The sequence below is a fragment of the Pseudomonas typographi genome, from assembly GCF_014694385.1.
Taxonomy (GTDB): domain Bacteria; phylum Pseudomonadota; class Gammaproteobacteria; order Pseudomonadales; family Pseudomonadaceae; genus Aquipseudomonas; species Aquipseudomonas typographi.
This window is the reverse complement of the sequence record NZ_JAAOCA010000016.1, coordinates 67,952-91,920: the sequence shown is the minus strand read 5'-3', so window position 1 is coordinate 91,920 and position 23,969 is coordinate 67,952. Positions and strand designations below refer to the sequence as shown.

The 23,969-nt window shown below is 60.6% G+C and carries 21 protein-coding genes and 1 tRNA gene; 9 read left to right on the top strand and 13 right to left on the bottom strand.

The window, feature by feature from the left end; translation table 11 throughout:
• Positions 1–32 precede the first annotated feature (32 nt).
• A complete protein-coding gene (locus tag HAQ05_RS14135; protein ID WP_190421639.1) occupies positions 33–1,463 on the bottom strand; it encodes a site-specific integrase in 1,431 nt (476 codons plus the stop codon).
• A 130-nt stretch (positions 1,464–1,593) separates the two neighbouring features.
• Between HAQ05_RS14135 and HAQ05_RS14130 the strand changes: the two genes are divergently transcribed.
• A tRNA-Ile gene (locus HAQ05_RS14130) sits at positions 1,594–1,668 on the top strand.
• A gap of 664 nt (positions 1,669–2,332) precedes the next feature.
• Positions 2,333–2,551, top strand: coding sequence for a hypothetical protein (locus HAQ05_RS14125; RefSeq protein WP_190421637.1), 219 nt, complete (start codon positions 2,333–2,335; stop codon positions 2,549–2,551).
• 490 nt (positions 2,552–3,041) lie between these two features.
• Here HAQ05_RS14125 and HAQ05_RS14120 read toward each other — a convergent pair.
• The 3 genes from HAQ05_RS14120 to HAQ05_RS14110 form a co-directional block, all read right to left on the bottom strand.
• Positions 3,042–4,203, bottom strand: a protein-coding gene (locus tag HAQ05_RS14120) for an IS3 family transposase (protein ID WP_190421635.1) whose coding sequence is annotated in 2 segments (ribosomal slippage) — positions 3,042–3,945 and positions 3,944–4,203 — 1,164 coding nt in all. Because the reading frame shifts where the segments join, the coding sequence is not laid out codon by codon here.
• A 59-nt stretch (positions 4,204–4,262) separates the two neighbouring features.
• Positions 4,263–4,568, bottom strand: coding sequence for a hypothetical protein (locus HAQ05_RS14115; RefSeq protein WP_190421633.1), 306 nt, complete (start codon positions 4,566–4,568; stop codon positions 4,263–4,265).
• Positions 4,569–4,674: 106 nt separating this feature from the next.
• On the bottom strand, positions 4,675–5,568 hold the full coding sequence (locus tag HAQ05_RS14110) for a phytanoyl-CoA dioxygenase family protein (RefSeq protein WP_190421631.1): 894 nt from the start codon (positions 5,566–5,568) through the stop codon (positions 4,675–4,677).
• A 253-nt stretch (positions 5,569–5,821) separates the two neighbouring features.
• Here HAQ05_RS14110 and HAQ05_RS14105 point away from each other — a divergent pair, with 253 nt between their 5' ends.
• Positions 5,822–6,715 carry an alpha/beta hydrolase gene (locus HAQ05_RS14105; protein WP_190421629.1) on the top strand — a complete coding sequence of 298 codons (894 nt, stop codon included), beginning with the start codon at positions 5,822–5,824 and terminating at the stop codon, positions 6,713–6,715.
• 58 nt (positions 6,716–6,773) lie between these two features.
• Complete coding sequence (locus HAQ05_RS14100; protein WP_190421627.1) at positions 6,774–8,108, top strand: aspartate aminotransferase family protein; 1,335 nt, start codon at positions 6,774–6,776, stop codon at positions 8,106–8,108.
• A gap of 157 nt (positions 8,109–8,265) precedes the next feature.
• Here HAQ05_RS14100 and HAQ05_RS14095 read toward each other — a convergent pair whose 3' ends face one another.
• Positions 8,266–9,063 carry an SDR family NAD(P)-dependent oxidoreductase gene (locus tag HAQ05_RS14095; RefSeq protein WP_190421625.1) on the bottom strand — a complete coding sequence of 266 codons (798 nt, stop codon included), beginning with the start codon at positions 9,061–9,063 and terminating at the stop codon, positions 8,266–8,268.
• A 247-nt stretch (positions 9,064–9,310) separates the two neighbouring features.
• On the opposite strand from HAQ05_RS14095, the gene HAQ05_RS14090 reads away from it, so the two are divergent.
• Positions 9,311–10,714 (top strand): APC family permease, encoded by a 1,404-nt coding sequence (locus HAQ05_RS14090; RefSeq protein WP_190421623.1) that lies wholly within the window; start codon positions 9,311–9,313, stop codon positions 10,712–10,714.
• A 167-nt stretch (positions 10,715–10,881) separates the two neighbouring features.
• Here HAQ05_RS14090 and HAQ05_RS14085 read toward each other — a convergent pair whose 3' ends face one another.
• From HAQ05_RS14085 to HAQ05_RS14050, 8 genes are all read right to left on the bottom strand, one after another.
• A complete protein-coding gene (locus HAQ05_RS14085; protein WP_190421621.1) occupies positions 10,882–11,856 on the bottom strand; it encodes an alpha/beta hydrolase in 975 nt (324 codons plus the stop codon).
• A complete protein-coding gene (locus HAQ05_RS14080; protein WP_190421619.1) occupies positions 11,853–13,334 on the bottom strand; it encodes a flavin-containing monooxygenase in 1,482 nt (493 codons plus the stop codon). Before HAQ05_RS14080 ends, HAQ05_RS14085 begins: the two co-directional genes overlap by 4 nt.
• Before the next feature lie 48 nt (positions 13,335–13,382).
• Entirely contained in the window at positions 13,383–14,546 is a 1,164-nt protein-coding gene (locus HAQ05_RS14075) for an iron-containing alcohol dehydrogenase (protein WP_190421617.1), read from the bottom strand.
• Positions 14,547–14,592: 46 nt separating this feature from the next.
• Positions 14,593–15,393: an SDR family NAD(P)-dependent oxidoreductase gene (locus HAQ05_RS14070; RefSeq protein ID WP_190421615.1), complete on the bottom strand. Its 801-nt coding sequence runs from the start codon at positions 15,391–15,393 to the stop codon at positions 14,593–14,595.
• Positions 15,394–15,444: 51 nt separating this feature from the next.
• Positions 15,445–16,587 (bottom strand): AraC family transcriptional regulator, encoded by a 1,143-nt coding sequence (locus tag HAQ05_RS14065; RefSeq protein ID WP_190421613.1) that lies wholly within the window; start codon positions 16,585–16,587, stop codon positions 15,445–15,447.
• Positions 16,588–17,117: 530 nt separating this feature from the next.
• On the bottom strand, positions 17,118–17,681 hold the full coding sequence (locus tag HAQ05_RS14060) for an NAD(P)-binding domain-containing protein (protein WP_190421611.1): 564 nt from the start codon (positions 17,679–17,681) through the stop codon (positions 17,118–17,120).
• 28 nt (positions 17,682–17,709) lie between these two features.
• Positions 17,710–18,588 carry an NAD(P)-dependent oxidoreductase gene (locus HAQ05_RS14055; protein ID WP_190421609.1) on the bottom strand — a complete coding sequence of 293 codons (879 nt, stop codon included), beginning with the start codon at positions 18,586–18,588 and terminating at the stop codon, positions 17,710–17,712.
• A 61-nt stretch (positions 18,589–18,649) separates the two neighbouring features.
• Positions 18,650–19,636, bottom strand: a complete 987-nt coding sequence (locus tag HAQ05_RS14050; RefSeq protein WP_190421607.1) for an aminotransferase class IV — start codon at positions 19,634–19,636, stop codon at positions 18,650–18,652.
• A gap of 304 nt (positions 19,637–19,940) precedes the next feature.
• On the opposite strand from HAQ05_RS14050, the gene HAQ05_RS14045 reads away from it, so the two are divergent.
• The 4 genes from HAQ05_RS14045 (at position 19,941) to HAQ05_RS14030 (ending at position 23,918) form a co-directional block, all read left to right on the top strand.
• Entirely contained in the window at positions 19,941–20,816 is an 876-nt protein-coding gene (locus HAQ05_RS14045; RefSeq protein ID WP_190421605.1) for an NAD(P)-dependent oxidoreductase, read from the top strand.
• A gap of 164 nt (positions 20,817–20,980) precedes the next feature.
• Positions 20,981–21,208: a hypothetical protein gene (locus HAQ05_RS14040; protein ID WP_190421603.1), complete on the top strand. Its 228-nt coding sequence runs from the start codon at positions 20,981–20,983 to the stop codon at positions 21,206–21,208.
• A gap of 68 nt (positions 21,209–21,276) precedes the next feature.
• Positions 21,277–22,404 (top strand): GDSL-type esterase/lipase family protein, encoded by a 1,128-nt coding sequence (locus HAQ05_RS14035; RefSeq protein ID WP_190421601.1) that lies wholly within the window; start codon positions 21,277–21,279, stop codon positions 22,402–22,404.
• Between the two features lie 158 nt (positions 22,405–22,562).
• On the top strand, positions 22,563–23,918 hold the full coding sequence (locus HAQ05_RS14030) for a cytosine permease (protein ID WP_190421599.1): 1,356 nt from the start codon (positions 22,563–22,565) through the stop codon (positions 23,916–23,918).
• The last annotated feature ends 51 nt before the right edge of the window (positions 23,919–23,969 follow it).

Below are 23,969 nucleotides of genomic sequence, written 5' to 3'. Positions count from 1 at the left end.
ATGATAGGACAGCCTTTTAAGTTGCTTCTGCCTCATTTGACGTCGCTGTAAATGGCCTTAGCTACAATAGACCTAGCGCTTAGGTCTTCCGTTTGAGGTAGCTGACTTGATACTGTTTCTGTGCTTCTTATAAGCGCCTCAAGGTGTTGCCCTAGTCGACGCCACGCGTCTTCCATTTCTGACTGGTAGCTGTGGCGCTGGTAAGTGCGTTTGATTTTGTTCTCTTCTAAGTGATTGAGGCAACGCTCAGCTACCTCGGGCAAAACTCCCAGAGCAGTCATCATTGTTGCGCCGGTTCGTCGAAGGTCATGGGGCGTCCATTTTCCACCAGGCAGCAGTAGGGCTTTTGAGTTGGCGCTCCTGCCGGCAATGATGCTGTCTTCCGTCAGCCTCTGCCGGTCACCAAGCTGCTTTGTAACCGTCTTGGAGCTGACTGCGCCGTTATTGGTGACGTTGGGATAGCACCATGCGAGCGCGGAGTTTATTGCGTAAACACGCTTAAACTGGGCCAGCGCCAACTCAGACAAGGACACCGTGTGAGTCTTGCCGTTTTTGCTGTGTTCAGCCGGGATCAGCCAAGTCTTGCGTTCGAAGTCTATGTGCTCCCATCGAGCAGAAAGTAGCTCTCCAACCCTGCAGCAGGTCGAAAGCGCAATCCAGATTGCTGCCTCAGTTGTCTTCAGCAACCCGGCGTTCGGCGCTTTTTTTGCTAGCAGCTTGATCTCGTCGTTCGACAGTACTCGATCCCGCTCTACATCCTTACCACCAATTTTTGCTTTACGGAGCGTTGCTGTTGGATCGTGATCTATCAGATCGCGGTCAAGCGCAAACCGAAACATCTGGCGTAATAAGCTGAAAATCAGCTTCGCCATCCGGTTCACACCTCGTGCGAGGAGTGCGTCAGTGACCTCGGTGATGTGGCTTTTCTTTATGTCCGCCACTGCGATAGATCCCAAGATGGGTAACACGTCTTTTCGAAACATTCTGCGAACCTCAGCGCCTTGATCTTTACGGTTCACCAAGTCTATTTTCGCCCATTGTTCAAATAGCCCTTCCACGGACTTTCTGGACGAAAGGGCGAGCTGATGCGCAACGGCTGCAGCTTTCTCGATTTCCGCCCGGGAAATAGCTGCGGCTCTGGCTTCAGTTTTCGCTAGCTCTTCAGCTTCGAGATGCTCGCGAATATCCTTTATCCCCGATTTATGCAGGCTAGCAAGCTCCATCGCTTTTTGACGCGCTTCTGATAGTGTCATAGTTGCGCCGTCGCCACCCGGGCCGTAGGTGCCAATGGGAAGGGAGTAGCGCTTCGATTGACCGTTGGTGTACTGAAAATAGAAAAGGCGATCACCACCCGGGGTGATTCGAGCGAGCAGGGTGCCATGCCCCCAGATCGCCACCTCGCTCAGCCATTTGTGGGTCGCCCCAGGCTTGGCTTTCATCGCTTTGTCCGTAAGGTTTGCCATGGGCACACGCTGGTAGTGAATTGGTAGTGAATTAGGATTGGCTGCAGAGGGATCTTATCGGATGCTATCGGACAGCGAAACGGCTAAGATGCTCGTATTCATTGGGTTTAGTTTGGAAGATTGAATCTCTTGGGATGTGGCTGGACGGCGATTTACCCTTATGGGGTGCAAGGGGTCGAGTGTTCGAATCACTCCGTCCCGACCAATATATTCAATGACTTAGCCCGGTTTCGAGAGATCCGGGCTTTTTCATGTGCGTGAGTTTTGAGTGACTTCTCTGTTTATCATGCCCGCTTCCTCTCTGAAATGTCAGAACCGGCCCGGGGGAAGTCGGTAGCTGACTGCTGGATCTACGCCAGGCTGCACAGACTATTGAAGCCTCGGCACTGGGATGCGCTGTCGCTAAGTACAGTACGCACCGCGTGCCGCGAGGTCCGGGCTATCGCCAAACGGCACCCGTTGATCGCGAGCCACGCGCCGAAGCTGTTCGTGATCGATGCGGTGATGGCCTGGGCCATTCCTAGGCTGCTCAGTGCTCAAGTAAACGCTTCACCGATATGATCGTGCTGCCCCAGGAATTCTGGGGTGTGAACTGCTAGGGCCCCGAGGCCCACCCGGAGCGAACCCGGCGGCGGTGGTGGAAGGGGGGCGAGGTGCACTTAAAGGTATGATGCGCGAGGCATCTAAACGCTGCGGGAAAGCTCTTGGACTATGAAGGGCACTTTTTCGCAGAGCCAGCTTGACATCACATGGCCGTATGACCGACGATTTCGCCATCCTGTTATTTTTGTTCACATCGGGGATAGACCCCATGGCCTCGCCAGAGAAATCTGCCGGGGCTTCGTCATATCTGGCTATTGGAGACGGATATGACGAGAGCACAAAGGCGCCACGACACCCGCCGTATCAAAGCGCGGTTCTACGCCAAGCAGAAAGTTCATGAGTGTTGGAGCACTACCGAGCGGAACGCCGGCCTGTTCGCCAACCATGGCAAGATTTGCTCATGCTGGACGTGTGGGAATCCACGCAAGTTGGGTGAACTGACGATGCAAGAGAAACGGGCCGACTTGAGCGAGGTCTTCGACTGAGTAAAGCCTCGCCTCTTGCGGCCATTTTTCAGTCACATAATGTGCAGCCTTCATCCGAAGGTGGCGTGTTGTGAAAGACGCATTGGTACTTGTAAAAGGAAAGGCCCGCGGAAAGTCTTCATCGGCCAGCTCGCGCTTGACCGAGCGCTCAGTGAGGCTGACGCACCCGAATCGTCGATATGGGAGATGGACGAGTGGGATGCACGATCAAAACGCCTGTTGCATCTTTCTACCGATTTTCATATCAACGATTTTGCAATAGCCGCTGACGACTACCGAGAAGGCCCGGAGGCCGCCAGCGCGGCCCTTGGGCGGCTCGGACCAGCTTGTCAGGTGTATCTCAGCACATTTGAAGACTTGTTTGGAGAGTCCCTTGTAGATAAATTCATGGATCCATGCTATCGATGGGGCGTTAATTTACCTGCTTGTTGCAGATCGATAATCAGCACGTCGGCGTTGCTGCACCGAAATCCAGGTCCGTATGTAGTGGTCAACTGATCCCGGACACTGAATTGAGCTTTTCCTCGGCAACGGCAGGCGCCAAGCCCTCGTTGAACTGATGTGGTCGCCGCCAGTTGTACCGCTCCATCAGAAAACGACTGATATCTTGTTTAGCCAACGCGGCGCTCATGTAGCCCACCGTCGGTATCCATTCAGTTTTCAGGCTGCGAAATAGCCGCTCCATTGGCGCGTTGTCGTGGCAGTTGCCGCGCCGACTCATGCTCTGTGTGAAACGGTATCGCCATAGTCTCTGGCGGAAACTCCGGCTGCCGTATTGGCTGCCCTGATCGCTGTGAAACAGCACATTCTGGGGCCGGCCACGCTGCTCATAGGCCATATCCAATGCCTTGATCACCAGGTCAGCGTCAGGCTTGGCTGAGAACGCCCAGCCTACGACCCGGCGCGCATAAAGATCGATTACGGCCGCTAGATAGTGCCATCGACCTTCGGCCCAAACATACGTGATGTCACCGCACCAGACCTTGTTGGGGGATGCCACGCTGAACTCTCGATCAAGTACGTTCGGGATATCAGGTCGCTCCACGGTGGCCTTTTTGTAGGCATGGGAGCCCGGTTGTTTGCTGATCAGGTTCATCTCGCGCATCAACTTACGTACCTTGAATCGCCCGATTTGCATGCCGTCCTCTTTCATCATCAGCATGATGCTTCGACTGCCCGCAGCGCTTCGGCTTTGGGTAAACAATTCGCTCACGCGGCTGCGCAAAATCACCCGTTCGGCATCAGGGGATCGGCGTTTTCGACAGTGTGCGTAGTAGCAAGATCGGGTGACTTCAAATAGCGAGCACAACAGATCAACCGGCTCCTCGGAGCGAAGCTGATCGATTAACGCGAGCGCTCGTGCTCCTCGGCCATCAAGAGCGCTGTAGCCTTTTTAGGATCGATTTTTCCCGTTCCAGCCGATTGATTCGGGCTTCCCGTTCTTGGATTTTTTGCTGCTCAGGCGTCAACGCCTTGCTGGCCGGGGTAACACCGCCGCGTTCTTGCTGGAGCTGGCTGACCCACCGACGCAATGCTGACTCGACCAACCCGACCGATCGAGCTGCCTCGATATGACTGTAGCCCTGGTCTAGCACCAGGCTGGCGGCTTCACGTTTGAATTCGGGAGTAAAGGTACGGCGTTGCTTGGTCATCGGACACCTCTCTATGGCGAGCATTCTCGCCTAAATGGGTGTCCGGTTTGATTAGACCACTACACACCTTGCTCATGGGGACCGGTGCTAGCTCGATCAGGCGTTCGGCCAAGGCGATGCTCGAGGGGTGCGATTTGTGCTCGAACGTATGATAGAAGGGCAGGCTCTGCAGTTGCTGGTGGGCAGGCGTCCACCAACCGCTGCTCGCTGAAACCCGGGGCCACGCTCCATAGGCCGGACATGGCCTCCAGATAACGCTTGCGCTGGTCGTCGATGACGAACACCCCGTCGCCACGCTCGATGATCAATGGCCCCTGCGCTTCGTGCGCACGGGCATGGGCGAAGGAATGCAGCTGAAAATGCACATCTCTTGTCGTTAGCGAATCATTCGAGCCCGGCATTCACATTTCCTGATTGAGCATAGCGTTGACCAGGCACGTGCGAGTGAGCACGTGCGCGAGCGGCTGGCGATCAGTCCAGTTCGAGGACCTTGGCCAGTTCGACGTAGTCCAGGCTCCACAAGGTGCCGCCACCGAGTTTCTCGTTGTGCTGCGAACGGAAGCCGGTCAGTTGCTGGCCGCGCTTGCTCAGCGTGCGGGCCATCTCCAGCGGTACGGCGAACGGGTAGGCTTCTTCGGGAACCAGCCAGCCGGGGCAGAACGCCAGGGCCAAGGCGCGGCGCGGGCGGTTGGAGACGTTGGCGCCACCGCCATGCACGACCTTGCCGGAATACAGGAACGCGTCGCCTTTTTCCATCACCACCGGGATGGTCGCGCTGTTCTCAATGCGCTCGCGATCGTTGAAGTTGGGCCAGGCCTGGCTACCCGGAATGATACGCGTGGCACCCATCTCTTCGGTGTACTCGGACAGCGCCACCAAGCAGTTACACATGACCTCCGGACCGGTTGGGCCGAGGCTGCGGAATACCGGGTAGTTTTCCAGGTCGCGGTGCAGGTATTGACGTTTTTCGCCTGGCTGGATCTCGATGATCTGCGCGGCGTTCATCCAGTAGGCATCGCTGGTTTCGAGCATCATGGTGTCGATGTACGACAGCAGAATGTCGTGGTCCAGCATCTCTTCGCGAAAGGTCTTGCTCCGGCGGATCAACTGGGTCACGCGCTTGGTCTTCTTGCCGGTGAACTCCTGCATCCATTGCGGGCAAGTGCTGTTGCCCGAGGCCCAGTCGGCGACGATCGGGTCCATCTCGGCATTGAAGCGGTCGACCTGGGCGCTGAACAGGCCCTTGATGATCACGCCGCCGTCTTCGTCGATGATCTGCTTGACGATCTCGGGGGCGGTACCTGCGGGGACTTCACGCAGTTGAGTCAGGGTGGGCGCTTGGGCTTGGATCTGGGGGGCGGGCATGAGGTTCTCCAGTCGTATGGGACGCTGAGTGACTTGCGCGATGTCGCAAGGCATGGACCGATAGTAGGACCGGCCAATGGGGCCAAACAGGTGGACAGAGGCCATTTATCTGCGCTTTGACGGCCACCGCCAGATTTGGCTGGTGTGCACAGAAGTTTGGCCACCGCGAACCTGTCCGCCGTTGCCGCGCGCCCGCACCATCTGCTGAAAAAGGCCGGCGTGATGCCCGGTTCGCCCATTGCAGGAGATGCCCATGCGTAGCGATATCAGCTTCAAGACCACCGACGGCCTGATCTTGAAAGGTTGGCTATATGTGCCGGCAGGCGCGGCAGGCCAGCACCCGGTGATCGTCATGGCCCATGGCTTTACCGCGGTCAAGGAGCAGTACCTGGATCGTTATGCTGAGCTGTTCGCGCAAAACGGCTTCGCGGTGCTGGTCTTCGACAACCGCAATTTCGGCGCCAGCGAAGGCCTGCCGCGCCAGGAGGCCGATCCGCAGTTGCAGGTGCGCGATTACCGCGACGCCATCACCTATGTCAGCAGCCTGGACAACATCGATGCATCGCGCATCGGCGTGTGGGGCTCGAGCTACAGCGGCGGCCACGTATTGCAGGTGGCGGCGTTCGACCGTCGGGTCAAATGCGTATCGTCCCAGGTGCCGGCCATCAGCGGCTCGGCCGATGTGCGCATGGCCGTGCGCCCTGACTTGATGCCCGGCCTGATCGAAGCCTTCGAGGCCGATCGCGCCGCCCGTTACGCCGGCGAAGAGCCGCTGCTGATGGAGGTGGTGGCCGAGGACCCGAAAGCCGATTGCGCCTTGCCTGGCCAGGACTGCTACGATTTCTTCACCCAGAGCGGCGATACCGTGGCTCCGGCCTGGCGCAACGAGGTCACGCTCAAGAGCATCGAGCTGCTCAACGAGTACGAGCCCGGTTATGCCATCGACCGCATCAGTCCGACGCCACTGCAACTGATCGTCGCCCTCAAGGACACCGTCACGGTGCCGGATGCCGCGCTCAAGGCGTACGAAACAGCCTTGATGCCCAAGCACCTGGTGCTGCTGAACTGCGGTCACTTCGATCCGTACCTGAGTGAATTCAAAGCCTCCAGCGGCGCTGCCTTGGAGTGGTTCAAGCGCCACCTGTAACCCTTTACTAAAACCCGGTCCGCGCGCCGTACTCAAGACAGCTTCAAGGAATCCCACTATGTCCGCTGCAAAATGGCCCGAAAACCACAGTCGCTCCAAAGCCCTCTACGACCGCGCCACCAAGGTCATGCCAGGTGGCATCACCCGCATCCTGCCCTGGCAGGAGCCGTTCCCGGTCTATGCCGGCAGTGGCTCGGGTGCCTATGTCACTGATGTAGACGGTACGCGCCGGCTCGACCTGCTGAACAACTTCGCGTCCTTGATCCACGGCCATGCACACCCGGCGATCGTCGCGGCAATCCAGGAGCAGGTCACCAAGGGCACCGCCTTCACGCTGCCGACCGAGCCCGAAGTGGCCCTGGCCGAAACCGTGTGCGAACGCGCCGAGAGCTTTGAATGGATTCGCTTCTCCAACTCCGGTACCGAAGCGGTGATGTGCGCGATCAAGGCGGCACGGGCGTTCACTGGCCGCTCGAAAATCGTCAAATGCGAAGGCGTTTACCACGGCTCGTACGACTATGCCGAAGTGAGCCTGGACTCGTCCCCGGAAAACTGGGGCGATGACCCCAAGTCCACGGGCTATTCCAAGGGCGTGCCCGAAGGCGTCAAGAACGACGTGGTGGTGATTCCGTTCAATGACGTCGAAGCGGCCGAGCGCATCATCCTCGCCAACCGCTACGCCATCGCCGCGATCCTGATCGACCCGGCACCGAGCTACTTCGGTTTCGTTCCGGTCACCCAGGAATTCATCCAGATGATCCGCCGTGTGTCGACCGAGATCGGCGCCGTGTTCATCCTCGATGAAGTGATCACCTTCCGCGTCCACCGCGGCGGCGCGCAGACGCGCTTCAACATCAAGCCGGACCTCACCGTGTTGGCGAAGATCATCGGTGGTGGCTTCCCGGTGGGCGCCGTAGCCGGCCTGCGCTCGTTCATGCAGGTGTTCGATCACCGCGAGGGCAAGCCGTTGCTGCCGTGGAGCGGTACCTTCACTGCCAACCCGATCACCATGACCGCGGGCAAGATCTGCCTCGACCTGTATACCCAGGCCGAATCCGATCGCCTGGACGTGCTGGGTGATCGCCTGCGCGCCGGAGTTACCGAAGCGTTCGCCAAGGCCGGTTTCCCGGGTCAGGTTACCGGTTTCTCCTCGATGTTCATGGTGTTCGGTCATCAGCGCGAAATCGCTGATTACCGCAGCGGCTATTCCAGCGAGGAGGAGTCCAAGTGGGTGACACGCCTGCAGCGCAATCTGGTGCTCGAGGGCTATCACATCGCCAAGACCGGCAAGGCGTTCCTGTCGACGGTCATGACCGAAGCGGACGTCGATGGCTTTATCGCCGCAACCGAGCATGCCGCGCGTCAGGCGGTCAAGGAAGCTGCCGAGGGCTGATGGCTCGGCAATGAAAAAAGAGGCGCTGCCCTTCGGTAGCGCCGCTTTTTTATGCTCGACAATGAAAGAGTTTCGCGTGCAGAACTCGCTCCCGCGGTTGAGCGGTGTACACCGGTGGGAGCGGGCTCTGCCCGCGAAACTTCGGCTTATAGGCGATTTACTGAGCGGTATAGGCGCCGTCCACCGTCAGCAGTGAACCGGTCATCCACTGGGCGTCTTCGGAGGCGAGGAAGGTCACCGCCTTGGCGACGTCCTGAACGTTGCCGATACGCGGCCAGGGCGTGAGGTTTTCGAGCAGTGTCCTGATCTCCGGATCGTCCAGTTCCTGGCGCACCATGGCCGTGGCGAGAAAGCCCGGGCACACGGCGTTGACGTTGATCTTGTGCGCGGCGAAGTCCACCGCCAGTTGCCGGGTCAGGTTGTTGACCGCGCCCTTGGAGGCGCAGTAGGACGCCTCCTGGGCCAGGCCCACTAGGCCGCCGATCGAAGAGATATTGACGATCTTGCCGCGGGTACCGGTGTCGCTGACGTCCTGCTTCATCATCTGGGTGATCGCGAACTTGCAGCCCAGCCAAGTGCCCTTGGTATTGACGTTCATGGTCAGGTCGTAATCGGCTTCGGTTTCTTCGACAATGGTCTTGAGCTCCACCGCCACGCCAGCGTTGTTGATCATGATGTCCAGGCGCCCGAAGCGCTCGACGGCGGCCGCTACGAGCCCTTCCATGTCAGCGTAGCGAGAGACGTCGGCCTTGATGAAGATGGCTTCACCGCCGTTGTCACGGATCAGTTGATCGGTGTCGAAGTGCCGGTCGCTCTCGAAACCTTCCGGACGGGCACTGCTTTTGAGGTCGGAGCACACCAGGCGGGCGCCTTCGGCCGCCAGCGCCAGGGAAATAGCGCGGCCGTTGCCGGAACTGGAACCCGTGACAATGGCTATTTTATTGTTGAATCGCATTGAGTCGCCTCCATCGGCAAGCAGGGGTTGAACAGAGGGAAACTCCCTCGTGCAAGGTGTCTCGCCTAAGAGTCTAAAAAGCCCCTGCGGGCATTAACAGGTGCGAAACGGACAACGCGTACACGCTGTTGGAAATGGCTGGGGAGGTCGCCGGGCGAAGCGAAATTGGCCGCTGGAAACCTGTTGAACAGCGGCGCTGCGACGTTAGCCTTGGGCCGTTCCGTTCTGTTTTCGAGGCCCTGAAATCATGTCGCATCCCGCAGACAGTTCACTTAAACGCGACACCCTGGACACCAAGGATCTGGTGCTGCTGGTGCTGGCCGCAGTCGCGCCCATGGGCATCGTGGTGTCGCTGACCACGCTGTCCATCGCCCTAGGTACCGGCGCCGGTACGCCTGGCACCTACATCGTCGCGGCGCTAATCTTTTCGGTGTTCGCCGTGGGCTATTTGAAGATGAGCCAGCGCATCACCAACGCCGGGGCGTTCTACGCCTATATCAGCGCCGGCTTCGGCGAGCGGGCAGGGCGCATCGCCGCCTGGCTGGCGGTGATGACTTACAACGCGATTACCATCGGCACCTTCGGCAGCCTGTCGTTCTTCAGCAGCCTGGTGCTCAAGGACCTGACCGGCATCGACATCGGTTGGCAGTGGTTCGGCGTGTTATGGCTGGCCGCGACCTTGATACTGGGCTACCTCGATGTCGGTGCCAGCGCCAAGGTGCTGGCTATCGCCCTGTTGCTGGAGGTGATCAGCTTATTCGCCTTCGACTTGGCGGTGCTGTGGGACAAAGGCTTTCACGGCTTCTCCCTGGAGGTGTTCAATCCCTCCCTGGTGCTGGGCAGCGGCGCGGGCCTGAGCTTGATCCTCGGGCTGGGCTCGTTCATCGGTTTCGAGGCAACGGTGATCTACGGGGAAGAGGCCCGCGATGCACGGCGCACGGTGTCGCGCGCGACCTATATCGCCATTGCCCTGATCGCGGTGTTCTACCTGACCACTACCTGGGCGATGGTCTCTGCGGCGGGTGTCGAACAGGCCAAGGCCACTGCGGCGGCCGATCCGGCGTCGTTCCTGTTCATCATCAACACGCAATACGTCGGCACCCTGGCGACGCAGGTCATGCAGGTGCTGGTGATCACCAGTCTGTTCGCCGGCTTCCTGGCGTTACACATGAGCGCGGCGCGCTATCACTTTTCGCTGGCGCGCAGCGGCATCCTGCCGGCATGGATGGGCAAGACTCACCCCAAATATCACTCGCCGTTCAACGGCACGGTGGTGCAACTGGCGTTGGTGGCGGGCGTGACTGTGGCCTTTGTCGCCGCGGGTCAGCACCCGTATCTGCAGATGGGCGTGGCGCTGTTCGGTATGGGCGTGCTGGGCATCGTGTTGTTGCAGTGTCTGACCAGCTTTGCGGTCTTTCGCTATTTTCGGCGCGAGCCTTTTGGTGAGCCGCTATGGAGCACAGCGATCGCGCCGTTGCTGGGTGGGGTGAGCATGCTGGTGGCGTTCTTGATGATGATCGACAACTACGCGGTAATGACGGGCAGTGATCAGTGGTGGATCAATCATCTGCCGCTGGTGTTCCTGCTCGCTCCGGTGCTGGGATTGGCGGGTTCGATGGCAGCGGGCAAAGCGCAGGTGGCCCAGTCCTGATCGAGCAAGGTACCTGAGGCGAGGGAGCAAACATCCTCGCCGTAAATCGATGCGACAGCGCAATTTAGTGCAGTTTTTGCCGTCCCTTTCGCGACCAGAACTCGCTCCCGCATTGGCAGGGTGTGCACCTATGGGAGTGGGCTCTGCCCGCAAAGGGGCCGTTACCGTCAGCGCGAAACCTTCGCTCGATCGGCAATAAACCCCGCCGCCTCGGCCAGCAACCGTCGGCCGCTCTCGATCCTGCCGGCGTTGGTCATTACCCCATGGGCATGGCGGGGCAGGTGGTGATGCACCACCGCCGTACCCGCCCTGGCCGCCGCGGCGGCATAGGCGATGCCCTCATCCGCAAGCGGGTCATGCCCCGCCGTAAGGATGAACAGATCCGGCTGCGTGCGCCCCTCGGCATGCAGCAGTGGCGATAGCCGCGCGTCACTCAGGTTCTGACCTGCGGGCACATACTGCTCCCGGAACCAGTACATCGACTTGGCCGTCAGCGAGAAACCGTCAGTGATCCGTTGATACGAGCCGTGGCTGGCGGTCAGGTCGGTGACCGGATAGAACAGCACCTGCGCCTTGAACGCGATCCCCTCGACCTGATACGCCGGATGGTTGGCCAGCACTGTGGCCATGTTGCCGCCGGCGCTGTCCCCGGCCACCACGGCGTTGTCCAGATCCAGCCGCAGAGCGCTGGCATTGTCGCGTACGAACTGTAGCGCCGCCCGGCAGTCGTCCAGCGGCGCGGGAAAGGGATGCTCCGGCGCCAGGCGATAATCCACCGCCACCACACTGGCGCCGGACTGGTTGGCCAAGCTGCGACAGAGACTGTCGTGGCTGTCGAGGTTGCCGATCACCCAACCGCCGCCATGGATGAACAACACCCATGGGGTCAGCGTGTCGGCAGCGCTGCCTGCCGGGCGATATAGGCGCAAGGCGGCATTGCCTTGGATGACCGGATAGGCCAGCGTACTGACTTCGGCGACCGCTTCCCAGGCCACCCCATTGGCGGAGCAGACCTTGAGGTAGTTGGCCCGAGCATCGGCCAGAGGGACATCCTTGAAGGACACCTCGCCGTTGTCGCGAAATGCGCGGACCAGGTCCACCGCATCGGCGGCGACCAGGTCCAGTGCAATGCGTTGCCTCATGAGACGACCTCGCTGTAAAAACCCAACAGATGGTAGTCGCTCGCGCGCCAGTCGGTGGCCAGAGCGCGGTATTCATCCACGGTGCCCGACCAGTTATTGATTACCTTGCCGGCGGCATTCTTGTACCAGCTGGAGCAATCGGAGGAGAACGCTGAAGACTGCATGTTTGTCTGCAGCGCGTCATTGTAGGCACTGAAGGCTTCTTCGGTGACGTCCAAAGCCGGTGCTTCAAGGCACTGCACGGCCTGGATGATGTAGCGCTGCTGGATTTCCAGCATGGTGATGATCGAGTTGTGGTTCAGGTTGGTGTTCGGGCCATAGATCATGAACAGGTTGGGGAATCCCGGTACGGTCATGCCCAGGTAGGCTTCGGCCCCGTTCTGCCAGCGCTGGTGCAGGGTCTGGCCGTTACGGCCGATCACTTGAAGGTCGCCCTGAAAGGCCTGGCTCTCGAAGCCGGTGCCGAAGATCACCACGTCGAATTCATGCAGGGTGCCGTTCTTGTCGACGATGCCCTGGGGCGCGAAGTGGTCGATGGCGGTGGTTTCGAGGCTGACGTTGCTGCGTATCAAGGCCGGGTAGTAGTCGTCGGAGCGCAGGATGCGCTTGCAGGCGAACTCGTAGTCGGGGGTGAGCTTGGCGCGCAGCTCGGCGTCCGGCACCTGGGCGGCGAGGTGACCGCTGGCTATTTTGATGCCTTCCTGCTGCGCGTCGGTGCCGTGGCGGGTGCGGGCAAAACCGTTCTCGCGAAAGGCGTGCAGGTCGCGGCGGCTCTCGTGGAACAACTCGGGTCTGGCGCTATAGGCATCGAGCTGTTCCTGGGTGAAGACGATCTGGTTGCGCGGCATGATCCAGTTGGCGCTGCGTTGGAACACGGTCAACTGTGCGGCCTCCTTCGCCACTTCTGGCACGTACTGCACGGCGCTGGCGGCGGCGCCGATGCTGGCGACTTTCTTACCGGCCAGTTGTGCATCGTCCGGCCATTGTGCGGAGTGGAAGTACTGCCCGGCGAAGCTGTCCAGGCCCTTGAAGGCGGGGATCGCCGGCTTGTTCAACTGACCCCAGGCGGGGACGAAGAAGCGCCCTTGCAGGTGCGAGCCGTCGGCCAGTACAAAGGCCCAGCGCTGGGCGCTGTCATCCCAGCGCGCCTCGGTCAGTTCGCTGTTCAACTGAACGTGCGGCAGCACTTCGTAATGTGCGGCCAGGGCGTCCATGTAGCGCAACAGCTCATCGCGCTCGGCGTACATCTTGCTGACCCGCAGGTGCGGGAAAAAACTGTAGCAGTACAGGTGGGATTCGGTGTCGCAGGCCGCGCCGGGGTAGGCGTTGTCGCGCCACACGCCGCCGATGCGGTTGCCGCGCTCGAGCACCATGAAGTTGTCGATGCCCTGCATTTTCAGTTGGGCGGCCATGCCCAGGCCGCCGAAGCCGGCACCCAGGATAACGATGTCGTAGGTCGATTGTGCTGCGTTCAACATGAGCTTGGTCCTTGTTTTTAGACGCTGGAAGAAGTCGAAGCGCCTGGGTTAGAAGGCGGCCTGGTAGAGCGCCAGCGCATCGGCTTCGCACAGCTCTACGGGGTTGTTCTGCAGTAGGCGTTCCTGCTTCATGGCATCGCTGGCCAGCAGCGCCAGGCTGTCCTCGGTGACCTTGACGTCCCGCAGGCGGCGCGGCGCACCGGAGCGATTCATCAGGTCATCCATGAACGCCACGAAGCCTGTCGCGCGGTCAGTGACGGTGCCGTCGCTGGGGCCCAGCAGCACGTCGGCCAGCTCGGCATACAACGGCGCGGCGGCGCTGAGGTTGAAGCGCAATACCGGGCCGAGCATCAGTGCGTTGGAGAGGCCATGGGGGATGTGGTAATGGCCGCCCAGCGGATAGGCCAAGGCATGCACGGCGGCCACTGGCGCGTTGGCGAAGGCCTGGCCGGCCAGGGTTGCGCCCAGCAGCATGGCTTCGCGTGCCGGGCGATTGTTGCCGTCTTCGCAGGTGGCTACCAGGTTGTTCGCCAGCAGCCGCAGGGCTTCGCGGGCGAGGGCGTCGGAGAGTGGATTCTTGCGACGGCGGCTGGTGTAGGCCTCGATAGCGTGCACCATGGCGTCGATGCCAGTGGCGGCGGTGATCAGCGCTGGCAGGCCGGTGGTCAGCTCGGCGTCGAGGATGACTTTGTCGGCGTACAACTGCTGCGCCACGACGCCCATCTTGGTGGTTTCGCCGGTGGTCAGGATGGTGATGTTGGTGACCTCCGAACCGGTACCTGCAGTGGTCGGGATCTGCACCAGCGGTAAGCGGCTGCCCTTGACCTGGCCGATGCCGTAGAGATCGGCCAGCTGCTGGCTCGAAGGGATGAGCACGGCGGCGAGCTTGGCGATGTCCATGGATGAGCCGCCCCCCAGGCCCAGTACCAGGTCGACGTTGGCGGCGCGCGCCTGGCCGACGCAATCGTGCAGCACCGACTCGGGCGGATCGGCGACCACGTCGTCGAAGACGCTCAGGGTGAAGCCGGCCTTTAGCAGCGAAGCCTTGGCGGCATCCAGCAGGCCGTTGCTGTGCAGGAACTTGTCGGTGACAATCAGCAAGTTGCGCGACTCGGTCCAGCTGCCGAGAATCTCGCCGACGCGCCGCGCAGCACCCCATTCGGTGACGATTGAGGCGACGGTATCGAAGGTAAACGGCTTGAAGGTACTCATGGGCTCGGTTCCATAGCAGGCAGTCAGGTAAAGGAGGGATCTGGCTTTACACCGAATAGCGCGACAAGGTCTCGCCGCCATCGATGCGGATCAGGTCGCCATGAATATAACTGGAGCGCTCCGAGGCCAAAAAAACCGCCAGGTCGGCAACGTCATCGATTTCGCCCCAGCGCTTGAGTGGGATGGTCTCGGCGAAGTCATCGGCGTACCCCGGTTGCTCCATCAGGGCGCGGGTGAGGGCGGTCTTGGCATAGGTAGGGCAAATGCCATTGACGCGAATGCCATGGTGACCGTATTCGATCGCCAGGCAACGGGTCATGTTGGCCTGGGCCGCCTTGGAAATGTTGTACACCGACTGCCAAGGGTGGCCGCCCAAGCCGGCGGTGGACACCAAATTGATGATATTGCCGCCACCGCCTTGAGCGAGGAACGCGGTCACGGCCGCCTGGGCGCCGAAGAAGGTGCCTTTGACGTTGACGTTCAGGCACAGGTCGAGTTCTTCCTCGCTAAAATCATGGATCAACTTGCCGTCGCGGTAGACGCCGGCGTTGTTGATTATCACGTCGATGCGGCCAAATCGCTCGGTCGCGGCCTGCACCAGGCGGGTCAGGTCGTCGCGACGGGTCACGTCGCACGGTTGAAAGAGGGCCTGGCCGCCGCGCTGGCCGATCAGTTGGCTGGTGGTCAGTTCAGGCTGTTCGTCGAAGCCGTTGGGATTGCTGGCCTCGGCGATATCGCCGATCACCAGATGGGCACCTTCGGCGGCCAGTTTGAGAGCGATGCCGCGGCCCAGGCCGGTGCTCGCACCGGTGATCACCACGACTTTGCCTGCCAGTTTCATGTCCATCGATGTGTTCCTTGTAGGGAGTGATGCGTGGTAGGGGCTGCGTAGGCGGCCTTAACCGACCGCGGCCATGCTCTGTTCGGCCCAGGCAGCCGGCGAGTGCAGCGGTACGCTGCTGCTATTGCCATGGCCGAAGCGCAAGGCATATTTGCCGCCGTTGTTGAGCACCCGGTACTCGCGCGGCGAGCGGCCGGTCCAACGCTTGAAGGCGTGGCGGAAGTTCGCGGCATCGCTGTAGTTGAGCAGCTCGGAAATCGCCTCGGTGGTCATCGGCGTGTTGAGCAGATACCGAATGGCCAACTTCTTGCGCACTTCCACCAGCAGGGCGTTGTACGAGGTGCCCAGCGCGTCGAGGCGACGGCGCAGGGTGCGCGGCGACAGATGCAGGCGATCGGCGATATCCGACAGCGAGGCGATGCATTGGCCAGAGGCCAGCAGCAGGTTCTGCACTTGATAGCTGAGGTCGTATTTCTGCACCACTTCGCGCATCTGTGCCTGGCACGTGGCCTTGCAACTGGCATGGGTGATGCTGCTGGCCTGGGCCAATTTGGCGTCGAGCCAATGCCCGGCGAAGCGGATGGCAGTGCGCTGGCAATTGAAGCGCACGTCGATACCCAGGCTGTCGCTAACGCGGACTTGTTCATCGGCCGGGGCGTCGATTGCCAGGTCGATGCCTTCGCATTGGAAGCCCAGGCCGAGGATGTCCTGCAGCAAGGTAAGGAGCTTGGAGGTTTCCAGGTAGTACCAGAAGCCTTGCTGGTTGTTGCTCAAGCCATACTGATCGTTGAGTTCGAGGCGCGCGCTGTCGTCATCGTCATTGATGTGCAGGCCGAGCTTGAAGTTCATCAGCAGTCCGAACTGCGCGGCAACGGTCAGCGCTTCACGCAGGGTGGCGCTGCTGAGCAGGGCGAAGCCGACGATGCCGTAGGAGGTCAGGTGCAGGCGCTTGCCTGTTTCCAGACCCAGCAACGGGTTGTTGCAGCTGCGATGGAGGGCGCCATGGATCAGCGCGTGCTGATTGAGCGAGATTCTGCTCTGAGGGTTATGCAGATCGGCCAGGGTCAGGCCGCCGACTGCCAGGCATTGGCCAAGCTGGTGCTCGTCACAGCCGCTGGCATTGGCGGCGGCGAGGATTTCCGCGGTGGAGAAAATCTTGTCGTCGCACGTTACAGGTGTAGTGTCGATCAGTCCCATCATGCAGCCCTCACAGCGATAATCACGCAAATGGATCGCGCCGAGGCGCAATCGAGAGGAGATATCCACATCGAATTCAACCTGGAGAAACGCATTCCAAATTCGACGCATTGGCTTGGGCAGGCCGGGGAGCTCCGTGTACGAACAAGGCATCGATAGGGGATGCCACGCCGATACAAGCGGATACATTGAAAACAGCGAAAAAAGGTGTTTCTGCACGCTTCGGGGCAACGCTTTCACAACGGGTCTTTGACCTCATTTTTTATCTCCTGACCTTTCGGGTCCGGCACGCGGAACCCTGTTTTTGTTGGTCTATCAGGTAGGAATTGCGTCTGCACCCAAGACCGAGGGGAGCGCCAGGCGATCACATAGGTCGAGTGACCGATTAGATTCGGTCAATCGACCTAGGTCAAGTGACAAATATGCGTTTCTGACAAAAAAAGCTCACTTTTCGGAGTGAGCTTTTCGTTGATGCACAGCGGCGTTCAGGAGGGAGGCAGAGCCGGGATGTCACTGAGGAGCTGCGTGAGGGGTTATCCGCAGACTGTTTCGGGGCGGTGTTCCAGCGTGGCGCCACAGTCGCTGCCCAGATAGGTCAACGAGGCGCCGAGGCTGCGGCACAGTGGCTTGAGGCGCTCGTACACACGCCGCGGGCCGGCGCATACCAGCTCGCAGTCGCTCCGGCCGATGCTGTCGGCCTGGCCACTGAGGCTGATCTCCAGATAGTCGATGTGCTCGCTGTGCGCCCACTCGCCCATGGAGCGCGCCGAGGAGGCCGGGCGTGTCTGGGTGGTGTTGAAGCTGATCAGCGCCTTGCCGTGCAGGCCGAAGGTGGTTTCCGGGCTGCACAGCCGCGCGCTCATCAGCAGTTGGTCGCGGAAGCAGGTGATCACCACGTCGCTGCTCTCGACGGCCTGTTCAAGGTTGCGCAGCAGGGTGAAGCCCTCGCAGGGCGCCACCAGGTTGTTGCGCAGAGGGTCCAGGCCGGCCACTGCAAAGCCCTGCTGCGACAGCGTGCGGGCAATGCTGCTGCCGAAGTGATCGAGGCCGATGATGGCGACGCGCTGAGGGTGAAGCGGGCGGGCTGCAATGGTCATGATGAAGCGCTCTGTGGTTGGACGTTGTTCAGGGTTGCATGGCTTTGTAGACGGCGGCGATATCCTGATCGCCCATGCTGGCGGCCTGGGCCAGGCGGCAGTAACTCAGGTAGGCATCGGTGCTGGCGTGGGGCACCTTGGCGCTCACCAGGGCATCGAGGACCACTTCCTGGCCGGCGACGTGGACATCCACCGAGGCCTGTTCGCCCCCGTATTCGCCCGCGGTGATGCGGTCGGCGGCAGTGTCGATGCCGTCCACCAGCATGTCGGTCATGATCGACGACAGATGCTTGAAGTCATCCACCGAAACCCCAGCGGATGAAGCCAGCACCGTGCCTTCGAGCCAGGCGGCGAAGGCGCCGAAATAGAAGGCGTAAAGCGCCAGGTAGGTCGGGGTACAGGCTTGCGGGTCGGCGCCCAGGTAGTGGGGATTGCCGGCCAGGATTTTCAGGGTCAGTTGGTGTTCTTCCCAGGCTTGCGGGTGGCCGGAATACAGAATCGCGGTCTTTGCCGCGCCGATATCCTTGGGATAGCAGAGGATGCCGCCATCCAGGTATCGCGCGTTGTGCTCGTCGGCCCAGCGCGCAAGGCGTTCGACGTCGGCGACGGTACCGGTGCTCATGTTGACGAGGGTCTTGCCACCCAGATCGAAGGTCGGCCCAAGGCTCGACAGCACGGTCTCGGAGGTTGCCTTGTCGATCATGCAGATGACGATCAGGTCGCTGGCCTGCAGTGCTGATTGCACGTCTACAGCCAGGATCGCACCCGCTTTTACCACAGGTGCCGCGCGTTCCGCGTTGCGGTTCCATACGGTCACCGCACAACCGGATTGCAGCAGCGTTTGAGCGAGCACGCCGCCCATGGCACCGAGGCCCAGAACGCTGACGGAAGGATTGGTTCGGGACATGGACATTCCTCTGCGAGTGGGTGGCGGCGGCCTTGGGGCCGCCGCTGGATGGCGGCTCGGGTCAGACCTTTGCCGGGGTGTCGTAGTCAACCGCAGTACCCAACCACCCGTCCCAGCGCTTGGTCCAGTACAGGTTGTGCAGTTGGGTGGTCAGTTCACCCGGGCCAGCTTTGCCGCCCAGCACGCGGTCGTCGACGCTGTTGATCGGCATCACGCCACCGGCAGTGGAGGTCAGGAAAGCCTCGTCGGCATTGAGCAGTTGCTCGACGTGCACTCGCTCGACGTGCAGCGGCAGGCCCAGCTCCTTGGCCAGCTCCAGGGTGGTCTTGCGGGTGATGCCTTCCAGGCAGCCGGAATCCGGGGTGTACAGCGCACTGTCCTTGATGAAGAAGATGTTCGAGCCCGGCGCTTCGGTCAGGTAGCCGTCGGCATCGCACAGGATCGACCATTCTTTTTGCGCCGCCTGGGCTTCGAACAGAGACAGCTTGAGATCCATCCAGTGGAAGTTCTTGGCGGTAGGATCGACCGCTTTCGGTGGGATACGGATGAATAGTTTGCTGACCATGACATCGATGCCGCGGGCGCGCTGTTCGTCGTCGGAGATGAACACGTACGGCACCACGAAGGCATAAAAACGGTTTTCGTAGGCGACCGGATTGATGCGGTCGTTGCCATCGGGCATGAAGCCGCGGGTCACGGCCCACCATACGTAAGCTTCCTTGGTCCCAGCCTGTTTGATCAGGTTCTCGAGGATCTCGATGGTTTCGGCTTTGCTGTAGGGGTTGGTCAACTGGAACTTGCGGCAGGCGTTTTCGAAGCGCTCCAGGTGATCTTCAAGGCGGAACAGATAACCCTTGCTGACGCTGACCACGTCGTAGCAGGCGTCGGCCTGGGTGAACCCCAGATCGGATATCGGGATGCCGGCGTTGTCGATGTCGACATAGGTGCCGTGGATGAAAGCCGAACCGTGACCGTACTTGGGATCGTGCGCCAACCGGACGTGCGCCGGGTCGTTCAACATGATGTGGTCTGCTTTGATGATAGTCATCGCTCGCTCTCTCTTCAGTGGATGGAATCATGCCCCTCGGCGCTGCGTACGGGCCGCTTGTCTGCGGGGCTGTGTCAGGGGCCATATTAGGTGCCCGATGGCGACGGCCAACAGGTGAGCAGGGGCCAACTTAGCAAGGGGGGGCGGCCAGCGTGGTGGTTGGCCGAGGTGTCCCGCCAGGGTCATTTTGTTGGCCGCAAATCACCTTTTGCGCAGGCGGGGGGATGCCTAGAGTCTTGGCATGCCGGCGCACTGGCGTCGACGCAAAGCACCTGAACGCATACCACTTGAAGGGAAATCCACCATGAAACATTCGAACGTGACGTTCATCGGTCTTGGGCAAATGGGCGCGGCATTGGTACCACCCTTTATCGACGCAGGCCTGCAGGTCACGGTATGGAACCGCTCGATCGCCAAGGCCGAACCCTTGGTGGCCCTGGGCGCGGTGGCGCAGGCCAGTTTCGTCAAGGCGCTCAAGGCCTCCGAACTGATCATCGTGTGCCTATCCGATTACGCCAGCACCAACGACCTGTTCCTGCAGGACGACATCGCGCCGTTGCTCAAGGGCAAAACTCTGGTGCAGTTCACCACCGGTGACGCCCGACAGGCCCTGGCAGGTGCCCAGTGGGCAGCGGAGATCGGCCTGGATTACCTGGACGGCGCGATCATGGATTACCCCACCAAGGTCGGCACCGCTGAATGCATGCTGCTGGTCTCGGGGCCCAAGGCGGTGTGGGACAGCTGTGACCAGGAGATGATGCTGCTGGGCGGGCGCATGACGTATGTGGGTGAAAATCCTGGCTCGTCCAATGTGCTCGACGGCACCCTGCTGACCATGTACTACGGCAACACCTTCGCCTTGATGCAAAGCGCGGCGATGCTTCAGGCCGAGCACCTCGATATCAACGATTTCGCCACGGCGTTGCAAGCGTTCAAACCGGTGATCGAAAGCGCCTGGAAGCGCACCATCGACGCCATCGACCGTCAGGATTACTCCGGCAACGAAGCGTCGATCCATGTGCATTCCCTGGGTGTGCAGTCGTTGGTCGATCGGGCCAAGAACATGGGTATCGAACATAGCCTGTTGAAGTTGTTTTCGGGTTACGTAGACCAGGCCGTGAGCAAGGGTCACGAGGCGGACGAACTACCGGCCGCTTATGAGGGCTTTCGTCCGAGCTGACCTTGCACCTTGTGCAGAATGGCCGTTATGCACCTGTTGGCCATCCTCGGCACGGGCATAATCCGCCCACGCCAGATGCGCGCTCTGGAATACGGGCGCCACTGTCTGCCAGAACAATAATGATTCCTTGGAAATCCTGCCTTCTTCAGTTTCAGGAGCACCCTATGCGTGACGCATCCAGCTTTCATCTACTGGGCGATCATCCTTTCTTGATTGACGAATCCATTGGCGATCTCGACCTCGACCTGGTGAAAAGCCTGGTCGCGTTGGACTCCCCCGAGAATATGCTGGACGAGACCCGCCAGCCGACCGGTTCGATTCTCGTCACGGCTGCCAGCTGGTTCGTCGTCGGCATCATGCTGTGGGCCTTGGTGGGCTTCATCTACCTCTGATGGCAAACCACATCACTTCATCGCCATTGGTCCCGGCTTCACGCTGGACGGCGACCTGGCGCGCGGCAATGCAATCCTTGAATGACCCACTGGTCGCCTATCCCTATGTGGTGCCGCGGCTCGACGGGGTGACCTTGCGACAGTTGGTGAAACTGCGCAGCTCAGGCAGTGCCTTGCGAGTGTGGCTTTCCAATGAATATGGCTTGCGGCCTATCCATATTGGCGCCGCGTACATGGCCCCGGCAGGTGCTGACGGCGGCCATGCCGGCCCTGGCAGAGCAATCACTTTTGCGGGTAGCGCCGGGATCGTTATCGCAGCGGGCACCCAATGGGTCTCTGACCCTGTCGAGCTGTCGTCAGACGCTGATTCCACCTGGTTGGTCAGTCTGTATATCGAGCGTGCCGATGAAGCGGCCAGAACGCTGCATCGTCAAGGCAGCGAAACCGCTTGGTTGTCGGCGCCTGGCAATTTTGTCGCGCACCAGGCCTTCGAGCCTGAGCAGATACTGGATTGTCGTTACATCCTGTCAGGTGTGGATGTACTGGATTCGACCACGCCTTCCGTGCTGGTCGCCATAGGTGACTCGCTCACCGACGGCGACGGCAGTACTCCCGACAGCTATGGCCGCTGGACCGACCAGGCGGTCACGCGCCTGCGTGCGCTTTCGCCGGCGAGCCTGTGTGTGGTCAACCAGGGAATCAGCGGTGGTCGCTTGTTGTATGGCGGCTACGGCGACGCGCTATTGGCCCGATTCGACCGTGATGTGCTGGCGGTTTCGGGCGTGACCGCGGTGTTCGTATTGTGCGGCCTGAACGACCTGTATATGCCGGGTGTCTTGCGCGCGCCTGGGGAGCAGATCGACGCCAAGATCCTCTGCGCCGCGTTGGCGCAAGTGCGTGACCGGGCCAGAGGACGCGGCCTGAAGGTCTACGCGGGTACCTTGACGCCGACCGGCGGAACCACCGGCTTGTTCGATTATTTCTCGGCCACCGGTGAGTCGCATCGGCAAGCAGTGAACCACTGGTTGCGTAATACCGCGGGCTTCGATGGCGTCGCTGATTTCGATGCTGCCTTGAGTGATCCGCGCGACCCGACCCGGCTGGCTGCAAGATTCGATTGCGGTGACCACCTGCACCTCAACAACTCCGGCTACAGGGCCATGGCAGATACGGTGGTGGCCATGTTGCAACGCTGAAGATCGGCTGTTTTTTTACGTTCGTAATGGGGAAGTAGATGAGTCATTCGGATACAGAGGTGAGCGGGGTCACTACGCGCGAGGCTCTGGCAGGGCGCTTGCCGATTCAAAGGAGTGATCGCCTGTACAAGGGCTTCGGCACCCTGGTTGCCGCATGCGTGGCGATCGGCGCCGCCAGTTTCAACTACCTGTTCGGCGCCTCTATTGCCTATATCGGTAATACCAGCATCGGCATCCTCGGCTATCTGATCGGTTTGATCGTCGGACTGGCGCCGGTCTACGTCGCCTCAGGACTGATCAGTTACCGCCTCGGCGTCGATCCGGTGGACGCATCCAAAAGCTCGATGGGCACCCGCGGTTCGTCGCTGCTGCTGGCGTTGATCCTGGTCACCACGCTGGGCTGGTCCTTTGTGCTGATCGCCATGACCGGGCAGGTTGCCGGCCGGTTGCAGCAGATCCTGTTCAATCCCGGTGGCGAGATCGACAACGGCTTCGTTGCCGCCGTTTCGGTGGCGATGCTGCTGCTGGTTTGGCTGCTGCTGAAGAAAGGCCCGGCGATGATCGCCTTGCTGACGCGCTTCACGTCTCCGGCGATCCTGATCATCGCCTGCGTGCTGCTGTATCTGATCACCCGCGATGTCAGCTTGGTCGACCTGCTGCACACCAATGTCGATCCCAAGCAGGCCTATGCCACCGATCCGCTCTTGCAACTGGCCTATGGTGTCGAGTTCGGGGCGTCCAACGCGCTGACCAGCGTGCCGTTCTTCGGTGGCATCGCGCGGCTGATCCACAAGCGCAAACACCTCATCACCCCCTCGCTGGTTGGTGCCGGGGTCATCGGCGCCGGGTTCACCTCGGCGGTTGGTGCGCTGGCGGCCATTGCCACCGGCTCGACCGAACCTGCCGAATGGGTGGTCAAGACCGCGGGTAACGGCCTGGGCACGGTGATCGTGTCGTTGTTGCTGCTGGCTAACCTGGGCACTTTGCTCAGCTTCTTCTACTTTGCCGGGGTGTCGGTGCAGCAGGTCCGCTTCTTCGCCAGGATGCGTTGGGATCTGATCGTCGCCATCTTGCTGCTGCCAGGGCTGGTGGTCGCGTTCAATACTCAATGGCTGATCAGTCACGTGATGAATTGGCTGGCCTACAACAGTGCGATGTTCATCGGTATCGCTGCCGTGATGCTCACCGATTACGTGCTGCTGCGCCGTCAGGTGGTGTTGCCGGCCCACCTGTTCGTCAAGGACAAGCAGAGCGCCTACTGGTTCTGGGGTGGGGTCAACTGGGTGGCGATGCTGATCATCGTGCTGGGCGTGGTCGTGTACCTGATGCTGTTCGATCCGTTGTCGCTGCAGGTCGGGCCGACGTTCCGTTATGTGGGGGCGTCCATTCCGACGCTGGCGATCTGTATCACGGCGTACTACGTGCTGATGCGCCTGGTGATCGCCACGAGCTATCGCGGCGGTTATCGCAACGCCAAGCAACTGGCCGAGAAGAAGGTAAGGGTAGGGTTGTAAGCATCAGTTGCCCAGAGCTCCAAACGACAAAGGCGTTCATATGAACGCCTT

Bases quoted from the DNA above. Each gene is read 5' to 3' on its own strand.
- HAQ05_RS14135 (WP_190421639.1), bottom strand. From the start codon at position 1,463: ATGGCAAACCTTACGGACAAAGCGATGAAAGCCAAGCCTGGGGCGACC.
- HAQ05_RS14125 (WP_190421637.1), top strand. From the start codon at position 2,333: ATGACGAGAGCACAAAGGCGCCACGACACCCGCCGTATCAAAGCGCGG.
- HAQ05_RS14110 (WP_190421631.1), bottom strand. From the start codon at position 5,568: ATGCCCGCCCCCCAGATCCAAGCCCAAGCGCCCACCCTGACTCAACTG.
- HAQ05_RS14105 (WP_190421629.1), top strand. From the start codon at position 5,822: ATGCGTAGCGATATCAGCTTCAAGACCACCGACGGCCTGATCTTGAAA.
- HAQ05_RS14100 (WP_190421627.1), top strand. From the start codon at position 6,774: ATGTCCGCTGCAAAATGGCCCGAAAACCACAGTCGCTCCAAAGCCCTC.
- HAQ05_RS14095 (WP_190421625.1), bottom strand. From the start codon at position 9,063: ATGCGATTCAACAATAAAATAGCCATTGTCACGGGTTCCAGTTCCGGC.
- HAQ05_RS14090 (WP_190421623.1), top strand. From the start codon at position 9,311: ATGTCGCATCCCGCAGACAGTTCACTTAAACGCGACACCCTGGACACC.
- HAQ05_RS14085 (WP_190421621.1), bottom strand. From the start codon at position 11,856: ATGAGGCAACGCATTGCACTGGACCTGGTCGCCGCCGATGCGGTGGAC.
- HAQ05_RS14080 (WP_190421619.1), bottom strand. From the start codon at position 13,334: ATGTTGAACGCAGCACAATCGACCTACGACATCGTTATCCTGGGTGCC.
- HAQ05_RS14075 (WP_190421617.1), bottom strand. From the start codon at position 14,546: ATGAGTACCTTCAAGCCGTTTACCTTCGATACCGTCGCCTCAATCGTC.
- HAQ05_RS14070 (WP_190421615.1), bottom strand. From the start codon at position 15,393: ATGGACATGAAACTGGCAGGCAAAGTCGTGGTGATCACCGGTGCGAGC.
- HAQ05_RS14065 (WP_190421613.1), bottom strand. From the start codon at position 16,587: ATGATGGGACTGATCGACACTACACCTGTAACGTGCGACGACAAGATT.
- HAQ05_RS14060 (WP_190421611.1), bottom strand. From the start codon at position 17,681: ATGACCATTGCAGCCCGCCCGCTTCACCCTCAGCGCGTCGCCATCATC.
- HAQ05_RS14055 (WP_190421609.1), bottom strand. From the start codon at position 18,588: ATGTCCCGAACCAATCCTTCCGTCAGCGTTCTGGGCCTCGGTGCCATG.
- HAQ05_RS14050 (WP_190421607.1), bottom strand. From the start codon at position 19,636: ATGACTATCATCAAAGCAGACCACATCATGTTGAACGACCCGGCGCAC.
- HAQ05_RS14045 (WP_190421605.1), top strand. From the start codon at position 19,941: ATGAAACATTCGAACGTGACGTTCATCGGTCTTGGGCAAATGGGCGCG.
- HAQ05_RS14040 (WP_190421603.1), top strand. From the start codon at position 20,981: ATGCGTGACGCATCCAGCTTTCATCTACTGGGCGATCATCCTTTCTTG.
- HAQ05_RS14035 (WP_190421601.1), top strand. From the start codon at position 21,277: ATGCAATCCTTGAATGACCCACTGGTCGCCTATCCCTATGTGGTGCCG.